The sequence below is a fragment of the Pseudomonas sp. 18058 genome (assembly GCF_902706155.1).
Classification (GTDB): domain Bacteria; phylum Pseudomonadota; class Gammaproteobacteria; order Pseudomonadales; family Pseudomonadaceae; genus Aquipseudomonas; species Aquipseudomonas rustica.
Window position 1 is genome coordinate 25,254 of record NZ_CACSJY010000001.1, and the last position, 17,264, is coordinate 42,517.

General features: G+C 59.9%; 10 protein-coding genes. All 10 read right to left on the reverse strand.

Annotation, left to right across the window (positions count from 1 at the left end; translation table 11 throughout):
• Window positions 1-143: 143 nt before the first annotated feature.
• The 10 genes from GVL50_RS00110 to GVL50_RS00155 all read right to left on the reverse strand — a co-directional run bounded on the left by GVL50_RS00110 (window position 144) and on the right by GVL50_RS00155 (window position 17,253).
• Window positions 144-1,832 (reverse strand): polyurethanase, encoded by a 1,689-nt coding sequence (locus GVL50_RS00110; RefSeq protein ID WP_159811302.1) that lies wholly within the window; start codon window positions 1,830-1,832, stop codon window positions 144-146.
• A gap of 55 nt (window positions 1,833-1,887) precedes the next feature.
• Window positions 1,888-4,974, reverse strand: coding sequence for an autotransporter serine protease (locus GVL50_RS00115; protein WP_159811303.1), 3,087 nt, complete (start codon window positions 4,972-4,974; stop codon window positions 1,888-1,890).
• Window positions 4,975-5,171: 197 nt separating this feature from the next.
• Window positions 5,172-8,123: an autotransporter serine protease gene (locus GVL50_RS00120; protein ID WP_159811304.1), complete on the reverse strand. Its 2,952-nt coding sequence runs from the start codon at window positions 8,121-8,123 to the stop codon at window positions 5,172-5,174.
• Between the two features lie 489 nt (window positions 8,124-8,612).
• On the reverse strand, window positions 8,613-9,983 hold the full coding sequence (locus GVL50_RS00125; protein WP_159811305.1) for a TolC family outer membrane protein: 1,371 nt from the start codon (window positions 9,981-9,983) through the stop codon (window positions 8,613-8,615).
• 2 nt (window positions 9,984-9,985) lie between these two features.
• Window positions 9,986-11,335 (reverse strand): HlyD family type I secretion periplasmic adaptor subunit, encoded by a 1,350-nt coding sequence (locus tag GVL50_RS00130; protein WP_159811306.1) that lies wholly within the window; start codon window positions 11,333-11,335, stop codon window positions 9,986-9,988.
• Window positions 11,332-13,107: a type I secretion system permease/ATPase gene (locus GVL50_RS00135; RefSeq protein ID WP_159811307.1), complete on the reverse strand. Its 1,776-nt coding sequence runs from the start codon at window positions 13,105-13,107 to the stop codon at window positions 11,332-11,334. The genes GVL50_RS00130 and GVL50_RS00135 overlap by 4 nt, the downstream gene beginning before the upstream one ends.
• A gap of 203 nt (window positions 13,108-13,310) precedes the next feature.
• Window positions 13,311-13,733, reverse strand: a complete 423-nt coding sequence (locus GVL50_RS00140) for an AprI/Inh family metalloprotease inhibitor (RefSeq protein WP_159811308.1) — start codon at window positions 13,731-13,733, stop codon at window positions 13,311-13,313.
• A 92-nt stretch (window positions 13,734-13,825) separates the two neighbouring features.
• A complete protein-coding gene (locus GVL50_RS00145) occupies window positions 13,826-15,292 on the reverse strand; it encodes a serralysin family metalloprotease (protein ID WP_159811309.1) in 1,467 nt (488 codons plus the stop codon).
• Window positions 15,293-15,767: 475 nt separating this feature from the next.
• Window positions 15,768-16,853, reverse strand: coding sequence for a polyamine ABC transporter substrate-binding protein (locus GVL50_RS00150; protein ID WP_159811310.1), 1,086 nt, complete (start codon window positions 16,851-16,853; stop codon window positions 15,768-15,770).
• Window positions 16,854-16,908: 55 nt separating this feature from the next.
• Window positions 16,909-17,253: a cupin domain-containing protein gene (locus GVL50_RS00155; protein ID WP_053119950.1), complete on the reverse strand. Its 345-nt coding sequence runs from the start codon at window positions 17,251-17,253 to the stop codon at window positions 16,909-16,911.
• Window positions 17,254-17,264 lie beyond the last annotated feature (11 nt).

Sequence of the window (17,264 nt, forward strand, 5' to 3'; positions counted from 1 at the left end):
CTCGCAGGCCGCCCCGGAGCATTTCATTACTACTTGCACATCACCCCTGTGGGAGCGGGCTTGCTCGCGAAGGCGGTGCTTCAGTCACCAGATAAGTCGGCTGAACCACCGCCTTCGCGAGCAAGCCCGCTCCCACATGGGATTTAAGCGAACAGGAAATTAGCGTCCGACAGGTTAGCCACTCCCACCCCAACCAAGGTCACGGCAAAGTCGCCAATCTTCAGCACGGTATCGGCGCCGTTCTGCGACGCGTGCTGTTTGTAGTCGTAACCCTGCCCCGCGCCTTCGACGCCCATGAACAGCAGTTTGTCGCTGCCCTGATAACCATTGATCGCATCAAAACCAAACGCACCGCTGAACAGGAAGGTGTTGTTGCCACCTATCGCATTCATCACGTCGTTGCCGGCGCCACCGACGAAGGTCACGTGGTTCTTGTCGCTGATCAGCGTGTCATCACTGCCCAGACCGAAGAGCCAGTCACCGTCCGCCGTAGCGTGCAGCGCATTGCCGTAGCTATCGCCGCTCAAGGAGTGGTTGTACTGGGTCAGTTCGTTGCCATTACTCAAACCCTTGGCCGTGACGCCCCAGGTGATTTCCTTGCTGCCCCACCACGAACCCGATTCCTTGCTCACTAGCGCGCCGATGTCGCGGGTCATGCTGATGCCGCCGTAGGCGTCGCGCACGTACAGCGTGCCGTCGCCATCATTGGCGAAGCTGAAGTTTTGCAGCGGTTTCTGCAGTTCGAACGTGTTGTGGCCTTGGCCGCCGAGCAAAATATTGAAGCCGCCGTCATCGCGGAAATGGTCGTCACCGCCCAAGCCTTCAAGGAAGTCGTTGCCCGCCCCGCCCTTCAACCAGTCATTGCTTTGCGTGCCGATGATGAAAGTGCTGCCAGTGTGCGGTTCACCGCTGCGGCCCAAGTCCTCAACCCAGGTTTTGCCCCGCGAAGATTCCTCCAGATTGGAAATGATGATCGTCGAGTCTTTATGCGTCAGATTGTAGAACGTCGAATCGATCACTCGATTCAAGCCATCGGCATAACCCAACGAACCATGCGCCGACCAACTGAGCGGATTGATGATGCTGAACGGCACCAGGTTCTGCGCGGTTGATGCGTAGTTGTCGTTGAAGTTGACGATGTTGTCGGTGGTCGAATCGTGCGGTTTGTCGTGTTTGCCCATCGAGGCCGTGCTGAACGTAGTGCCGTCGAGCACGCGGAACACCGGGTCGTTCTCGTAACCGATGTTCAGCACGTTGTTGCCGGTGCTGCTCTGGGTCGGCGAGGCAAACGCGATGTAGTTGGCGTCCTTGAAGAACCCACCCCAATTGTTCGCGCTTAACTCGGCGACGCTGTTGACCCCGAGGCCGCCGAGGCTGTGACCGCTGAACAGCACGTCATTGGCAGCGATGCCGTTGGCAATGGCGAATGTCGCGACAGCCTTGAGCAGATTGTCGAAAGCGTTTTGCGCGTAGTTGCTCGCATAATCCGACGGCCCGACCGCGGCCAGCAGATTGTTTTTCATGTCGCCGAAGGTGTCGCTGTAACCCAGCCCGCCGGTGCCACGAAAGGCAATGCCGAGGCCGATCAATTTGCCGGCCGCGTCGTACTTGCCGAGCACCTCCGCCTCGGCGCTGGTGAAGCCATCCTGCTCACCGAAGAATGTGCCTTGCGGCCCGACCTTGCCCTGATAACCCAGCGCCGTCGCAGTGACCGGCGCCCACGCGGTTGCCGGCAAAGGCTTGCCGGTCGGGGTGTAGGCGTACAACGTCAGGGCGATGGCGTCGCTGTACAACGCTTTGCCATCGGCTTTTTTGTAATCGAACAATCCCATGTTGTGCTCTCTCTTCCTTTAAACCGGCAGCCTTTTGCGAGGCTGCCGGTACGCGTTAGAACTGCCAGTCGAGCGTGAGGCCGACACCGTGGTCTTTCTCGTTCGAACCGATCAGCCCGTTGTAATCCAGATTCACCCGCACATCGCGATTGAGGGCCAGACCTGCACGCACGCCGACCACCGCTGCATCACGATCCATCGACACGCTCTGCACGTTGAACGCACTGTTGCCGTTGGCGAAAGCCAAGTGGCTGTCAGCGTCAACGCTGCTCAGGTTGTGCTGCCAGCCGAGGCTCGCACCCAGTTCCAGTTGATGCTGATCCGACAGGGCGAAACTGCGCTTGGCGCGCACGCCGAGGGTCGACAGCACCACGTCGCGATTGTCTTCACCGCCCTTCAACGCCGCCGCGTCACCCTTCTCGGTGAAGCTGTCAGTGTTGAGATGCACGTACGACAGATTGGCGAACGGTTCCAGGTTCATCGGCTGCAAGCCCAGATCGTAAGCGGCTTCTGTGAACAATTGCGCAGTGGTCGCATCGCGTTTGGTTTTCTGCTTGCCGCTGACATCGCCGATTTGCAGATCACGCTTCGCATCGATGCGATGCCAGCTGTAGGCGCCGCCAACGGTCAGGCGCAGGGCATCGATTTCATGCCCCAGATACGCACCCAAGTGGTAGCTGTCGACTGAGGCCGACGAATGCGTGCCGCTGCCCATGCTCAAAGAACTGTCGCTATAACCGGTAACGAAACCGAGACGGGTATCTTCAGCAATCAAGCCATCGACACCGGCGAGCAAGCCACCGATCGAGCTGGTGGAATCGGCGTATTTATTGCCGCCATCACTGGTGCCCCACGAGCCCAACACCTTGACCCAGGCGTTGCTGCCCTCGCTTTTCGGTGCATCGGCGTTGAACAGATCGCGTTCACGCAGACGCTCGCCAACCGCTTCGCGCAGGTAACGGCTGTCGTTGATCAGCAAGGTGCCAATGGCCGGGTGAATCTCGCCGGACAACTGTTGGAAAGCCTGTTGTGCCGACGCCGCGTTAGGCGACAGCAGCAGGGTTTCGAACAGCGCATTGCCGGCACCGAGACGATCCGCCGCCGCCGCGACTGAACGCTGATTCGGCGTGAGACCGACGCTGGCGAACGACGCGCCATTGCGGCCGACCTCAAGCTGAACGCCGTTTGCCGAATAGCCCAGCGTACCGCCGAGGAACGCATAGTTCGGCAACACTTGGCCGAACTGGCCGGACACGCCGCCCGCTGCCTGGAGGATGTTGTATTGCGTGCCGAGCAGGCTTTTCACTTCGCTAGTGCTCAGCAATGTCGGGCTGTTTTCCAGCGACAGTGCGACGGTCGCGCCATCAATCTGCGCGGTGCCGCCGGCAACGATGCGGTCGCTGCTGATCGGCGAGACTTCCACCGCGTAGGTCGAACCGCGTTCGAAGGTCACGTCACCCGCCACGTTCAGCGTGCCGATGGAATTGCCCGGCGCCACGGTGCCGCCGCTTTTCGCGGTCAGGGCGCCGATGCGACCATTGCCGCCGAGGATGCCGCTGTCGTTCACGGTCACTTCAGAAGCCAGCGCGCCGTTGATCGCCAGTCGACCCTGATTGACCAGCGTCGGGCCGCTGTAGCTGTTGTTGCCGGTCAGCACCAGAGTACCGATGCCTTGCTTGGTCAGGCCGCCGTGACCGGAGATATCGTTGCGCCATGTGTCGAGGCCACAGGTGATGTCGTTGCAAACGCGCTCGGTCGGTTTGCCCTTGTCGATGATCGCGCCGATGCCCGGCAAATCCGCGACAAACTGACCGGAACCGTAGGCGCCGTTGACGCGGAATTCCTCGGGGATGTCCTGCTCGGTGACGAACATCGACGGGCCGTCGATACCCTTGCGCAGGTTGATCATGCCCCAGCCGTACAAGGCGTCGATGCCCGGTGCGCCGAGGTCGGTGGCGGTGGTGCGCAACACAGTAGCGACCTGATCGCCGGTCATATACGGGAAGCGCTCCATCAGCACCGCCATGGAACCGGCGACGTGCGGCGCGGCCATCGAGGTGCCGTTGTAATTTTTATAGCTGGTGGTGAGGTTATCGGCGTTGGTGCCTTCGATGATCGAGCTGAAGATTTTCGTGCCCGGCGCCGACACGCAGAAGCTCGCGGTGTAGCCGCAACGCGACGAGAACGTACTGATGACGTACGGATTGGCGCTGGCCAGATCCGGGTTCTGTTGCAGTGCGGCGACGGTGATCCAGTTCGGCGCGATCTCAGGCACGAAATAGCCGAGGCCGGCGATGGCGTCGGGGTTGTTGAGGTTGTAGTCGTTGCCGGCAGCGAAGATGGTGACGATGCCACTGCGCGCGGCGGCGATGGCGCCGTCATAGGCGCCGCCGGGCTTGGTGCCGAGCAATGTGCGGATTTCGTTGAACTGCACTTGCGCGTCGTTGACGGTGAAATGCGGGTACGCCGGGTCGCGGCCGCCGAGGTCGAAACGGTCGGTGATGCCGATGCCCCAGCTGTTGTTGATGATCCGCGCGCCGCTGGCGATCAGTGCATCCCAACCGGCCTTGTACACCGCGCCGTCATTGCCGCGAACGATGCCGTCTTCAGGGCCCGGATCACCGTTGTCGGCGCTGATGATTTGCGCGGCGAACGCCACACCGTGCATTGGCCCGCCGTCACGACTGCCCGCCGCAATACCGCCGACGTGGGTGCCGTGGGCGCCGAGTTTGCCGTCGGAACCGACCGAGGGCGAACCGTCATAACGAAACGCATCGCCGGCCTTCACCGGGATGTACGGGTCGGTGTATTCGCGGATGCCGCTGGTGACCAGCGTCACGACTTTGTTGCTGCCGGAAAACTCCGGGTGCGCGGCGTACACCGGCTGGTCGAAGATCCCCAGTTTCACGCCTTTGCCGGTGTAGCCAGCAGCGTAAGCGTGATCGGCACCTATCGCGCCAAGGCCCCAATCGGCTTTGAATTCGGCGCTGCGCCAACTGGACGGATCGCCCGTGCGAGCGTTTTCCACGTAGGGTGCGGCGTGTGCGCTGCCCCAGGTGGTGAGTGCGCAGAGCACCGCGAGATTCAGGGTTTTCAAGGCAAAACGGCCACCCGATTGCGCGGGTGTATTGTTGTTATTCATCCAGCGACCTTCCTTAGTGATGTTGCGAAAAAATCCGTATCTCTTGCGTATGTGAACGGGCTACCTGCATGTGATCGTTCCCACGCTCCGCGTGGGAATGCAGCCCGTGACGCTCCGCGTCACTGGACGCAGAGCGTCCGTAGAGGCATTCCCACGCAGAGCGTGGGAACGATCAACACAAGGGGTGCGTCGATCAATTAGAACTGCCAGTTCAGGCTCAACCCGACGCCATGGCTTTTCTCGCGATTGGCCAGTTGTCCGTTGTAGTCGAGGTTCACCCGCACATCGCGGCTCAGCGCCAGACTGGCTTGCACGCCGACCAGCGCGGCATCACGTACCAGCGCCGAACTCTCCACCGAATACGGCGTGCCACCGCTGGCAAAACGCAGGTGCTGCTCAGAATCGATATCACTCAGGCTGTGCTGCCAGCCAAGATGTCCTCTGACGTCGAGGGTCTGCTGCGCCGACAGGTTGAACGTCTTGATCGCGCGCACACCGAGCGTGCTCAACACCGCATCACGCTGATCGCCAGAGCTTTTCAGCGCCGCCGCATCGCCCTTCTCTTTGAAGCCTTCGGTGTCCAGATGCACGTAAGCCAGATTGGCGAACGGTTCCAACGCCAACGGTTGCAGGTGCAGTCGATACGCCGCCTCACCGAACACCTGGGTGGTGGCCGCGTCGACTTTGGCTTTCTGTTTGGCGCTGACATCGCCGTATTGCAGATCGCGTTTCACATCGGCGCGATGCCAGCTGTAGGCCGCGCCGGTGCTCAAGCGCCAGGCGCCGATTTCGTGGCCGGCGTAGGCGCCGAGGTGGTAGCTGTCGACCTTGGCCGACGAGTGCGTGCCCGAGCCCATGCTCAGCGAACTGTCGCTGTAACCGGTGACCAGACCGATGCGCGTCTGCTCGTCCAGCGCACCGTCGACACCGGCGAGCAAGCCGCCAATCGAGGTGCTGTAACCCGCCGTGTCATGGCTGGAATCGGTTGTGCCCCACGCGCCGAGGGCTTTGATCCAGCCGTTGTTTTGCGTGGCCGACGCAGCGTGCAGACGCTCGCCCACCGCATCGCGCAATTGGCGGCTGTCGTTGATCAACACCGAACCGAGAGCCGGGTAGATTTCACCGCTCAATTGTTGGAACGCTTGTTGCGCTGAGGCGGCTGATGGTGACAGCAGCAGGCTTTCATACACCGAACTGCCGGCACCGAGACTTTCAACCGCCGCCGCGACGGAACGCTGATTCGGCGTTTGGCCGACGCTGGCGAACGTCGTTGCGTTGCGTTCGATATTCAGTTGAATCGCGTTGGCGGCGTAGTCGAGATTGCCACCGATAAACAGGTAGTTCGGCACGACTGCCGCGAATTGGCCTTGAACGCCGCCGGCCGCTTGCAAGATGTCGTATTGGCGACCGAGCAGGCTGCGGGTTTCTGTGGCGCTGAGCAGCGTTGGACTGTTTTCCAGCGCGAGGCTGACGGTGGCGCCGCTGACCGTGGCCGTGCCGCCGGCGACGATGCGGTCGCTGCTGGTGGGCGATAGCTCCACCGCGTAGGTCGAACCTGGCGCGAGCGTGACGTCCCCCGCTACGTTCAACGTGCCAATGGAATTGCCCGGCGCCACGCGGGCGCCGCTGTTGGCCGTCAAGGCATTGATCCGCCCGGAACCGCCGAGGGTGCCGCTGTCGTTGACGGTCACCGCCGAGGTCAGCGAACCGTTGACCGTCAGCAAGCCGCCATTGACCGTGGTCGCACCGCGATAGGTGTTGTCGCCGCTGAGGATTAATTGGCCGCCGCCGGATTTGATCAAACTGCCCAGATAAATGCGGCTCGCCGCTGCTGCATCACGCGCCATGCCCACGGCGTAATCGGTCTGATCCTGCTGACTGGCGCCCGCCGCTACGCCGTTCTGCCAGCCCTTGTCCTGCAACGTTTGCTGCCAGGCGTTGTGCTCGGCGAGGTCTTCACTCTGACGCTGGATCAACGCTTTATCGGAGATGTCATTGCTCCAGACATCGCGCTGCCCTGCCCCCAGATTCGCGTCGAACGCACCGAGCAATTGCCCCGGCCCGCGCATCGCCCGCTCAAGGTTGGCCACGCCCCAGCCGACTCGCTCGGTCGGCGCGTCGGTGACGGAGCCATCCAGTTGCGTGGCGGTGGTCAGCAGCGTTTCCAGCGCTTGCTGGTTGTTCATGTACGGGTAACGTTCCATCACCAGCGCCAATGCACCGGTCGCGTGCGGCGCTGACATCGAGGTGCCGGACTTGATCGCATAACCGCCGCCGGGAATGGTGCTGTCGATCTTCGCCCCCGGCGTGGTGATGCACCAGTATTTGGCGAGGCCGCACTGGTTGTACTTCTGCTGATTGCTTTGATCGAGCCCGGAAACGGCCAGCCAGTGACCTTCGAGATCCGGCTGAAAGTACGGCAGCGCCGAGCGCACGCTGGCATTCGGGTAGCCACTGTTGCCGGCGCTGAACACATTGATCACCCCGCGACGCGAAACGTCGGCAGCGGCATCGAGCCAGGTGCCCTGATTCCAGTGCTGGGCGTATGCGGCGTGCAGATCGGCCAGCGTGCGATAGCTGACGTCTGGCGGCTGACTGCCCCAGCTGTTGTTGATCGCGCGCACGCCGGCATCGGCCAAAGAGTCGTAAACAGCTTTGAAATAACGCGGATCCGGTTTCGGGCCGAAGAGGAAACTGTCGTTGGCGTTGGTGTTGCCGACGTAGATTTGCGCGTTGTACGCGACGCCGTGCATGCCAGTGCCATCGCGCGAGGCGCCCATGGTGCCGACGACATGGGTGCCGTGGGAATCGTTGTTCGGGTTGAGTGTGCCGTCGACGTTGAACGGCGTGCCGTTCAGGTAGTTGCCGCTGGCTTGTACCGGGTGATATCGGTCAGTGGCGAACTCGGGATGGCTCGCATCGAAACCGGAATCGAGGGCGCCGATTTTTACGCCTTGGCCGGTGATGCCGGCGGCGTAGGCTTGATCGGCCTGCATGCGCGCAAGGCCCCAGTCGCGCTGGAATTCGGCGCTGCGCCAACTGGCGGCGTCGCCGGGTTGGCCGGTTTCCAGGTATTGGGCCTGGGCTTGCGTGGTAGAAATCACCAGCAACAGGGTGCCGACTGATGCCGGTTTGATGCGTACGTCCATGTTCACTCCTCACTTTTTTTGTTGTTATGTAGGAGCTGCCGCAGGCTGCGATCTTTTGATCTTGTGGCTTGAAAGATCGCAGCCTTCGGCAGCTCCTACAGAAAATTGCGGTGTTGCTGCCCCTCACCCCAGCCCTCTCCCGAGGGAGAGGGAGCCGACCGAGATGGCCTTGCTTCATTCGCCGACCTGAAACAACCCGCCGACTATGGATTCGCTAAAGCAATCTCAGGTCGCCGTATTTCTTGAACATCCCCCAATCAGTCCCCTCTCCCTCCGGGAGAGGGTTAGGGTGAGGGCTGCTGCCGCCAGATCCTGATCGTTCAGCGTTCCCGCGTAGTTTTGCGGTGTTGCTGCCCCTCACCCCAGCCCTCTCCCGAGGGAGAGGGAGCCGATTTGTGTTGCTTTCAAATCTCGAGTTCGACTCGAACATTCAGGTCGATGCATCTCCCGCAAACAACCCGGTCAGTCCCCTCTCCCTCTGGGAGAGGGTTAGGGTGAGGGCTGTTGCGCGACCACAAAAGCCTCATCCACCCGCGCCAGATCCTGTTCGTTCAGCGTCCCAGCGTAGTAATGCAATTTCGTCCACGCCATCAGATAGTCGTAGCGCGCCTGCGCCAGGTCGCGGCGGGTGGTGAACAGTTGTTGTTCGGCGTTCAGCGCGTCGAGGTTGGTGCGTTCACCACCAAGAATGCTCTGCTTGGTCGACACCACCAGCGCTTCCGCCGAGGACAATGCCTTCGAATACGCACGCAATTTGCTCACCCCCGACAAGCACGCACTGAACTGCCGGCGCAGCTCGATCAACGTCTCGCGGGTTTTGCCATCCAGCTCATACTCGGCCTGTTCCATGCTGCGGCTGGCCTGCCGCGTCGAGGCCGACACGCCGCCACCGGCATACAACGGCACGCTCACCTCAAAACCAATCGTGTTGGTCTCGTAGCGCTGGTTGTAGGTGTTGCCGCTTTCCGATTCGTTCTGGCGCATTGAGGCGTACGCGTTGACCTTCGGTAGATGGCCGGCGCGGTTACGTTCCACTTCATAACGCGCGACTTCCACGGCCTGACGCTGCGACGCCAGATTCGGGTTATTACTGATCGCCATTTCGTGCCAGGTATCGTAGTTGGCCGGCATCAGCGCGAAGGTCTGGAAGTTCTGATCCAGCGGCGCCAGCTCATCGATGTTCACCACCGCAACACCCACCAACGCACCGAGTTCACGCAGTGCAGCATCCTGTTCGTTGCGCGCCTCGATCTCTTCGGCGGTCGCCAGCTCATAGCGCGACTCGGCTTCTAGAATGTCGGTGCGCGTGCCTTCGCCTTGGCGGAACATGTGTTCGTTCTGCTGGAACTGCTGCTCGTAGGCTTTTTTCTTCGCCTGGGCGATGTCGATCTGATCCTGGGCGAACAAAGCTTTGGTGTAGTTATCCAGCACCCGCACCAACAGTTCCTGACTCTTGCCGCGGAAGTTTTCATCGGCAAACAACGACTGCGCGACGCCCTTGCGATACGCGGCGTAGGCTTCGTAATCGAGCAACGGTTGTTGCACGCTCAGGGTCGAGCCGTAACTGCTGTAATTGCGGTCATCGGTGCGGTTGCGCGCGCGTTCATCGAGCGAAGTGGCTTTCGACGAGTTGCGGCCCTTGTTGTAGTTGTAACCGACGCGGGGCAACAGGCCGGCGCGGCCAATCACACGGTTTTCCAGGCCGGCGTCGCGCTCCTTGATCGCGCCGAGGAACACCGGATCATTGCGCAACGCGTGTTCGTAGATCTCGAACGGCCCCATCGCCGCCACTGCATTGTTGCCGGCCAACAGCGCGAACGCTGCCGTCAGCATCGAAAGCTTATTCATACAACCGAACATCCTTATTCCTCGGTCAACGCGGAGTTGGCCCGGTCGAGCAACGGTTTGAACAGGTAGTTGAGGAGTGAACGTTCGCCAGTGCGTACGAACATCTCTGCTGGCATGCCGGGCTTGATCACCAGACCGTTGAGTTTCTCCATCGCCTGATCGCTGACCCGGGTGCGCAGCACGTAATACGGCGCGCCGGTTTTCTCATCGACCATCTGATCCGCTGAAATCAGGCTGACTTCGCCCGGTACACGCGGGGTTTTGCTCTGGTTGAACGCGGTAAACAAGATGTCCACCGGCAAGTGCGTGCCGACTTTGTCGATCAGGTTGATCGGCAAGTGCCCTTCCACTTCCAGCGTGGTGCCTTGCGGGACGATTTCCAGCAAGGTTTCGCCTTGGCGTACAACGGCGCCTTCGGTGTGCACGCCGAGATTGACCGCCACACCATCGGCGGTGGCGATGATTTCGCTGTGTTGCAGGTCGAAACCGGCAGAGGTGAGTTGCTCGGACAGCGTCACACTTTTGAGCTGAGCGTCGGCCAGTTGTGTGCGGACTTCTTTCTGATATTCCTCGCCGTGCTGTTGCAGCTTCAGGCGCGATTCGAGGATGCCCTGCTCGACGCGGCCGCTTTCGCCGGTGTTCTCGGCCAGTTGCTGCTGCACTTGCGAGAGTTGACGCTGATATTCCATCAAGCGGTTGCGCGGAATGTAGCCGTTGTCGGCCAGTGGCTGCAGGTTGCTCAATTGCTGTTGCAGCGACGCGGCTTGCGCATTGAGGTCGGTGCGTGCGCGACGCATGCCGCCCAGTTGCGCGGTGGCGCCTTCGATGCTTGCGCGCAGTCCGGCCTGCTCGCGATAGAACGCTTCGCGGCGGCTGCTGAACAGTTGACGTTGGCCCTCAAGCACCAGCGCCAGACGCGGATCCGGATCGTTGCTCAGTTCAGCCGGAAAGGTCACTTGTTTGAGGTTGTCGCGCTCGGCCTGCCAGCGCGCCAGGCTCGCCCACGCCATGCGGTACTGCGCTTGCAGCGATTGCACGTCAGCCGCCACTTGCGTCTGATCCAGACGAAACAGCGGCTGCCCCTGCTTCACGATCTCGCCTTCGCGCACCAGAATCCGGCTGACCACGCCGCTGCTCATCGATTGCACGGCTTTGCGTTTGCCCGAGACGACCACCGTGCCCTGCACCGGAATGCCTTGATCCAGCGGCGCCAACGCCGCCCAGGTAAAGAAGCTGCCTGCGCCGACAATCGCCAGAATCCAGCCCATGCGCGCGAAGAACTTCGCATCGCGTTCCGGACGCTCGTTGAGGTAGGCGTGTTCCATGTTCGCTTCGTTTTCAGTGTTCATGCTGGCGCTGCTCATACACCCGAATTCCTTGTCGTGGGCTGATACTGCCGGCTCATGCTGAGCCCGCCCGGTGCCTGTGCAGCTTTTTCCCGTTGTTGTTCTTGCTGGCAGGACAGTGCCTTGAGCACGTCCTGACTTGGGCCGAAGGCCTGTAAACGACCGTCATTGAGCACCAACAATTTGTCCGCCTGAGCCAGCACCGAAGAACGATGCGTCACCAACACCACGGTGGTGCCTTGGGATTTGAGTTGCGCGATGGCGCTGGCCAACGCGGCTTCACCGACGGTGTCGAGATTGGAATTGGGTTCATCCAGCACCACCAGGCTCGGGTTGCCATACATCGCCCGCGCCAGTGCCACACGTTGTTTCTGACCGCCAGACAGACCGCTGCCGTCCTCGCCCAACTGCGTGTCGTAACCTTGTGGCAGGCGCAGGATCATTTCGTGCACGCCCGCCTGTTGCGCGGCGGCCACCACTTTCTGCGGATCGGCCTCGCTAAAGCGCGCAATATTTTCGGCGATGCTGCCGCTGAACAGCTCGATGTCCTGCGGCAGGTAACCGATGTAAGGGCCTAGCTGGTCGCGGTTCCAGCGATGAATATCCGCGCCGTCCAGCCGCACCGTGCCGCCAAGGGTCGGCCAGACGCCGACCAATACGCGGGCCAATGTCGACTTGCCCGAGCCGGAAGCACCGAGCACGCCCAACACTTCACCGGCCGCCAGATTGAAATTGACCATGTGCAGCGTCGCCGCGCGTTGACCCGGAGGGCCAGCGCTGACCTGCTCGAAGGTGATCTGGCCTTTCGGTGCCGGCAACGCCATGGCGTCGTCACTCGGCGGGAAGGCTTGCAACAAGGCATCGAGACGACGGTACGCCAGTTTCGCCCCGCTCCACTGTTTCCACACGGCGATCAACTGGTCGATCGGGCTCAGCACGCGGCCCATCAGGATCGAGCCGGCGATCATCATCCCGGCGGTCATGTCGCCCTTGATCACCAGCAATGCACCGAGGCCAAGCACCAGCGATTGCAGGCACAGGCGCAGGGTTTTGCTCAACGAGCTGATCACCGCACCGGTATCGCTGGCCTGATTCTGCAAACCGAGAAAACGCGAGTGCACGCCAAACCAGCGCTTGCGCAGCGCACCGAGCATGCCCATGGCTTGAATTGTTTCAGCGTTGTGCAGGTGGCTGGTCGCCAATTGGCTGGATTTCTGCGAGAAACCGGCCGCTTCGCCCAACGGCGTTTTGGTCATGTATTCGTTGAGGCAGGCCAATGCGATCAACAGCAGCGCGCCGGCGGTGGCGAGTACGCCGAGCCAGACGTTAAACAGATAAATCACCAACAGATAAACCGGGAACCACGGCGCATCGAAAAACGCGAACAGCGCAGGCCCGGTCACGAATTGGCGGATGTGCGTCAAGTCGCCCAGCGACTGCCCGGCGTTGCCCTCGCCCTTGAACAGGTTGCGCTCGAACGCGGCTTGATAGACACGCAGGTTGAAACGGCGCTCCAACTGGCTGCCGATGCGGATCACGATAAAACTGCGCACCACCTCTAGCAGACCGATAAAGGCAAAGAAGCCGACGACCATCAGCGACAACATCGCGAGTGTGGTTTCGTTCTGCGACGACAGCACTCGGTCATAGACCTGGAGCATGTAGATGGAGGGCACCAGCATCAGTACGTTAATCAGCGCAGTAAAGCAGCCAACGCTGATCAGAATGCTTTTATAGTCAGCCAATGCCTTGAATAAGGGAGCGGTGGCTGGGGCCTTCGCCATCTTCATTGATTCTTCCTGGAAAATATTCCCGCCACTCGTTGGCGAGACTTTTATTAATTATCGGCACTTCATCGAGGTGTGCTGTTTAAGTGACCGCTTACACTTTCATAACAACTACCGGCGAATATTACGGCGCAGTTGTTCATCGAGGCGTTGCTGATAGCCCGCCCGTGGCGCTTTGTATAAAAACGCTGTCGTAAATTTGATAGTTACGGCTGTTGCGCCGCACGTTCGAGCGTAATGATCAGGCCCGACTTTAAAGTCGTCTGATATTGCCCATTACGTTGTCTGCTGAAAAACTGAATCCTTGAACCTTCTTTGCCGGTGATCGATAAGCCATCGGGATCGGGAAACCAGCCCACCGGAGTTTCTTCCAGCCATGCGCCCAGACACGTGGAACTCAGGGTTTTGTTCGCCGCCAGTTCAACACCACAGGTGTTTGACGGTTTGTCCTGGAGCTTTTGCGCATCCGCTGCATCTTCGCGAGCCGACAACGTTGCTTGCCAATGGCCGGCGAATGCCGAGGGTTCTTCGAGTCTGAGGCTGCTTGCCATGCTTGTTTCTCCAGAAATCATGAAGAGCGATGCCGTAAACCACGCCACTGCCTTGTAGGTAAAAGCCTTACTGACCATGGGAATATTCGCTCCGGCACGTAGCCTTGCCCACTGAATCATTCGATGCAAGTAAAGAAAGCGACGCTCGCACGCCGCTTTCCCCGGCTACATCACGCCACGATGTCGCTGGTCGCTGCCTGGCCAACCGTGCTGACAATGAAGTCAGCCACGCCGTGCCCGGAGAAATCCACCGACAGCAAGCTGTTGCCGCCCGACGAGGTCAGCACGGCATCGCCCACCGCGCCGGTGAAGCTGCTGACGAAGTGCAGGCCTGCACCGTTGGTGATCCCGGTCAGGTCGATTTTGTCGAGACCGCTGACAAAATCGAGGATCTGATCCACCGCACCCGGTTTGGAATCCGAACTGGCTGCGAACACAAAGGTGTCCGAACCGGCGCCGCCCCACAGTTTGTCGGCACCACCGGCGCCCCAGATGATGTCGTTGCCGGCACCGCCCTTCAACTCGTTGGCGACGCTGTTGCCGATCAGCAGATCGTTGCCCGAACCGCCAATGGCATTTTCGATGATCGCGCCTTTGGCAATGGACACGTTACCGACCATGCCGCCAACGTCAGAGAACGAGGCGTCATTGAGGTTGATCTTCTGGTTCTGGGTGAAGCCAGAGAAGTCCAGGGTGTCCTTGCCGCCCGCATCCCACACCGAGAACACCAGCTTGTCACTCGACGACGAGGCGCTGAGGAAATCGCGACCGGCGTTGGAGTTGAAGCCGTAGGTGGTGTCACCGGTACGGATGTTGGTGTTGGCACCGTAGAGTTTCTGGATGGCCGCGATATCGTCCATCAGCGGGCCAGACGCGTAAGCTTCCACGCCGCCCTTGCTGAAGTTCTGGTTGGTGTTGCTCTCGCTCCAGTAACTCATGAGGCTGTAGCCGCGGGTGTCTTGCCCGTAGGAAGCGTCGTTGTAAGTCGGGTTGCCATTGCCTGCGTTGTAGTCGCCCGGGTGAGCCAGGCCGAGGCTGTGGCCGATCTCGTGGGTCAGGGTCTGACGGCCGTAGTTGTTCAGATCCGGGTTCTTGTTTTGCGTGTAGCCGCTGTTGATCAGGTACCACGATGTACCGTCGTAACCGGCGCCGGTGCCTGGCAGATAGGCGAACGCTGCCGCACCATCCTGGCCACCGCTGTAGTTACCGAAGGTCATGTGGCCGTCACCGCCCGAGGCTTTCTCGGTGAAGGTCACGTTGGCCACGTCAGCCCAGGATTGCATGGCGAGCGCTGCCTGGGCCTTTTGTTGGGTGCTGAACTGGCTGAACCCGCTGATCCCGTGCTTGTTCATCGTGCTCGACGAAGCAGAAGTCAGGAACGTGTAGGTGAGTTCGATCTTGCCGCTGCCGTCCTTGTCCTGGTAGGCCGCGCCGTCGCGCAGCAACTGGGTGGCGGCCTGGTCGACGGAGAAGGAGGGTTTGCCATTGACCGTGAGGTTGCCGCCACGATCGTATTGATGGCTGAAACTATTGATCTGATTCCAGGCCGAACTGGCAGCTGCCAGTGGCTGAACGGCACCAACCGGCTGGAAAGCCTGTTCGGCAGCACCAATAGCATTGGTTTTAACTTTCGACATAAACACACTTCCTTGTTTAGCAATGGAACAGTTTTTGTCCGATAGCGGCGATCCCTGGCGAGATCGTCCTATCACTCGCCCCATTGAGGGCGAAAGAAAACTGACACAATTTGAAATCTGCCGTAAAGGATTTTTTTGGAATGAAATCTGAGTGTTTCTGAAAACTGCCGTAAACAAAGCGCGCGAGGTCTAAAGAATGTTTAAAGTTGCGGGCTTTCGCCTAATTGTCTGACGATTTTATATTTAATTATTAAATATCGGTAAGTTGTGTTTTGTTAGCTGCGTCTCACTTTTTCGCACTTTAACAGCGCAGTGCCAGTGTATTGATATCAACGAAACTGTCGACGATTTAATTGTAGGAGCTGACGAGTGAAACGAGGCTGCGATCTGTTGATCTTGTCTTTAACAACAAAATCAAAAGATCGCAGCCTCGTTTCACTCGACAGCTCCTACAGGCGGTTGTGCACGTCTGGAATCAGCTACCCGTGCGAATCTTGTTCCAGACCCGCGTACGAATCCGGTCGATATTCAGCGGCATCGCCTCCAGTGCGAACAACTTGCCCATCATCTCCGGGCTCGGATACACCTTGGTGTCGTTTTTGATCGCCGGGTCGATCAGGCTGTCCGCCTGTTCGTTGCCGTTGGCGTAGTGCACGTAATTACTGATGCCGGCCATGACGTCCGGGCGCAGCAAGTAGTTCATGAACGCGTAACCGGCCTTCTCGTCCGGTGCATCGACCGGCATGGCGACCATGTCGAACCAGATCGCCGCGCCTTCCTTGGGAATGTTGTAACCGATGTCGACACCGTTCTTGGCTTCCTTGGCGCGGTTTTCCGCTTGCAGAATGTCGCCAGAGAAACCGACTGCCACGCAGATATCGCCGTTGGCCAGGTCGCTGGTGTATTTCGAGGAATGGAAGTAGCTGACGTACGGCCGCACTTTCATCAGCAGTGCTTCAGCCTTTTTGTAGTCTTCGGGATTTTTGCTGTGGTGCGGCAAGCCCAAATAATTGAGCGCTGCCGGGAGCAATTCCGGGCCGTTGTCGAGGATGGCCACGCCGCACTTCTGCAGTTTTTCCATGTTCTCGGGTTTGAAGATCAGATCCCAGGAATCCACCGGTGCATCGTCGCCCAGCACGGCTTTGACCTTGGCGATGTTGTAGCCGATGCCGGTGCTGCCCCACAAATACGGGTAGCCGTGTTCGTTGTTCGGGTCGTTGACCTGCAACGCCTTGAGCAGCACCGGGTTGAGGTTTTTCCAGTTCGGCAACTGGCTCTTGTCGAGTTTCTTCAGCGCCCCGCCCTGAATCTGCCGCGCCATGAAGTGGTTAGACGGAAACACCACGTCGTAGCCGGATTTGCCGGTCATCAACTTGCCGTCGAGGGTTTCATTGCTGTCGTAGACGTCATAGGTGACGCCAACGCCGGTTTCTTTTTGGAAATTCTTGGTGGTGTCTGGCGCGATGTAGTCGGACCAGTTGTACACCTTGACCGTGTCCGCCGCCTGAGCGAGGGAAACGGCCAGCATCAGCGGTGCCAGAGCGAGGGTCTTGCGGATCATGGGTCGATTCCTGTGTAGGTTTTTTTGTTGGCAGGCAATCAAAGGGATCAAACGATCAGAAAATCAGTACATAGGTCTTGCGCACGGTCTCTTCGATGTCCCAGATACCGAGCGTGTTGGCCGGCAACATCAGTGCGTCGCCACCTTGTATGTGCAGGGTTTCGCCGCCACCGTCCGGGGTGAACGTGCAACGCCCGGAGATGAAATGGCAGAACTCCTGCGCGGTGATCTGCCGGCGCCAGCGGCCCGGGGTGCATTCCCAGACGCCGGTTTCGACGCCGTCGTCGCGCTCGACGCTGGTGGTTGAGGCGATGGCGATCGGTTCGCCGAGAGGAACGGCCACCGGGTTGGATTCGTCGAGCTGCAATGTCGCGGTGTTTTTGAACTGGGTAATGCTCATGGTCTGACCTG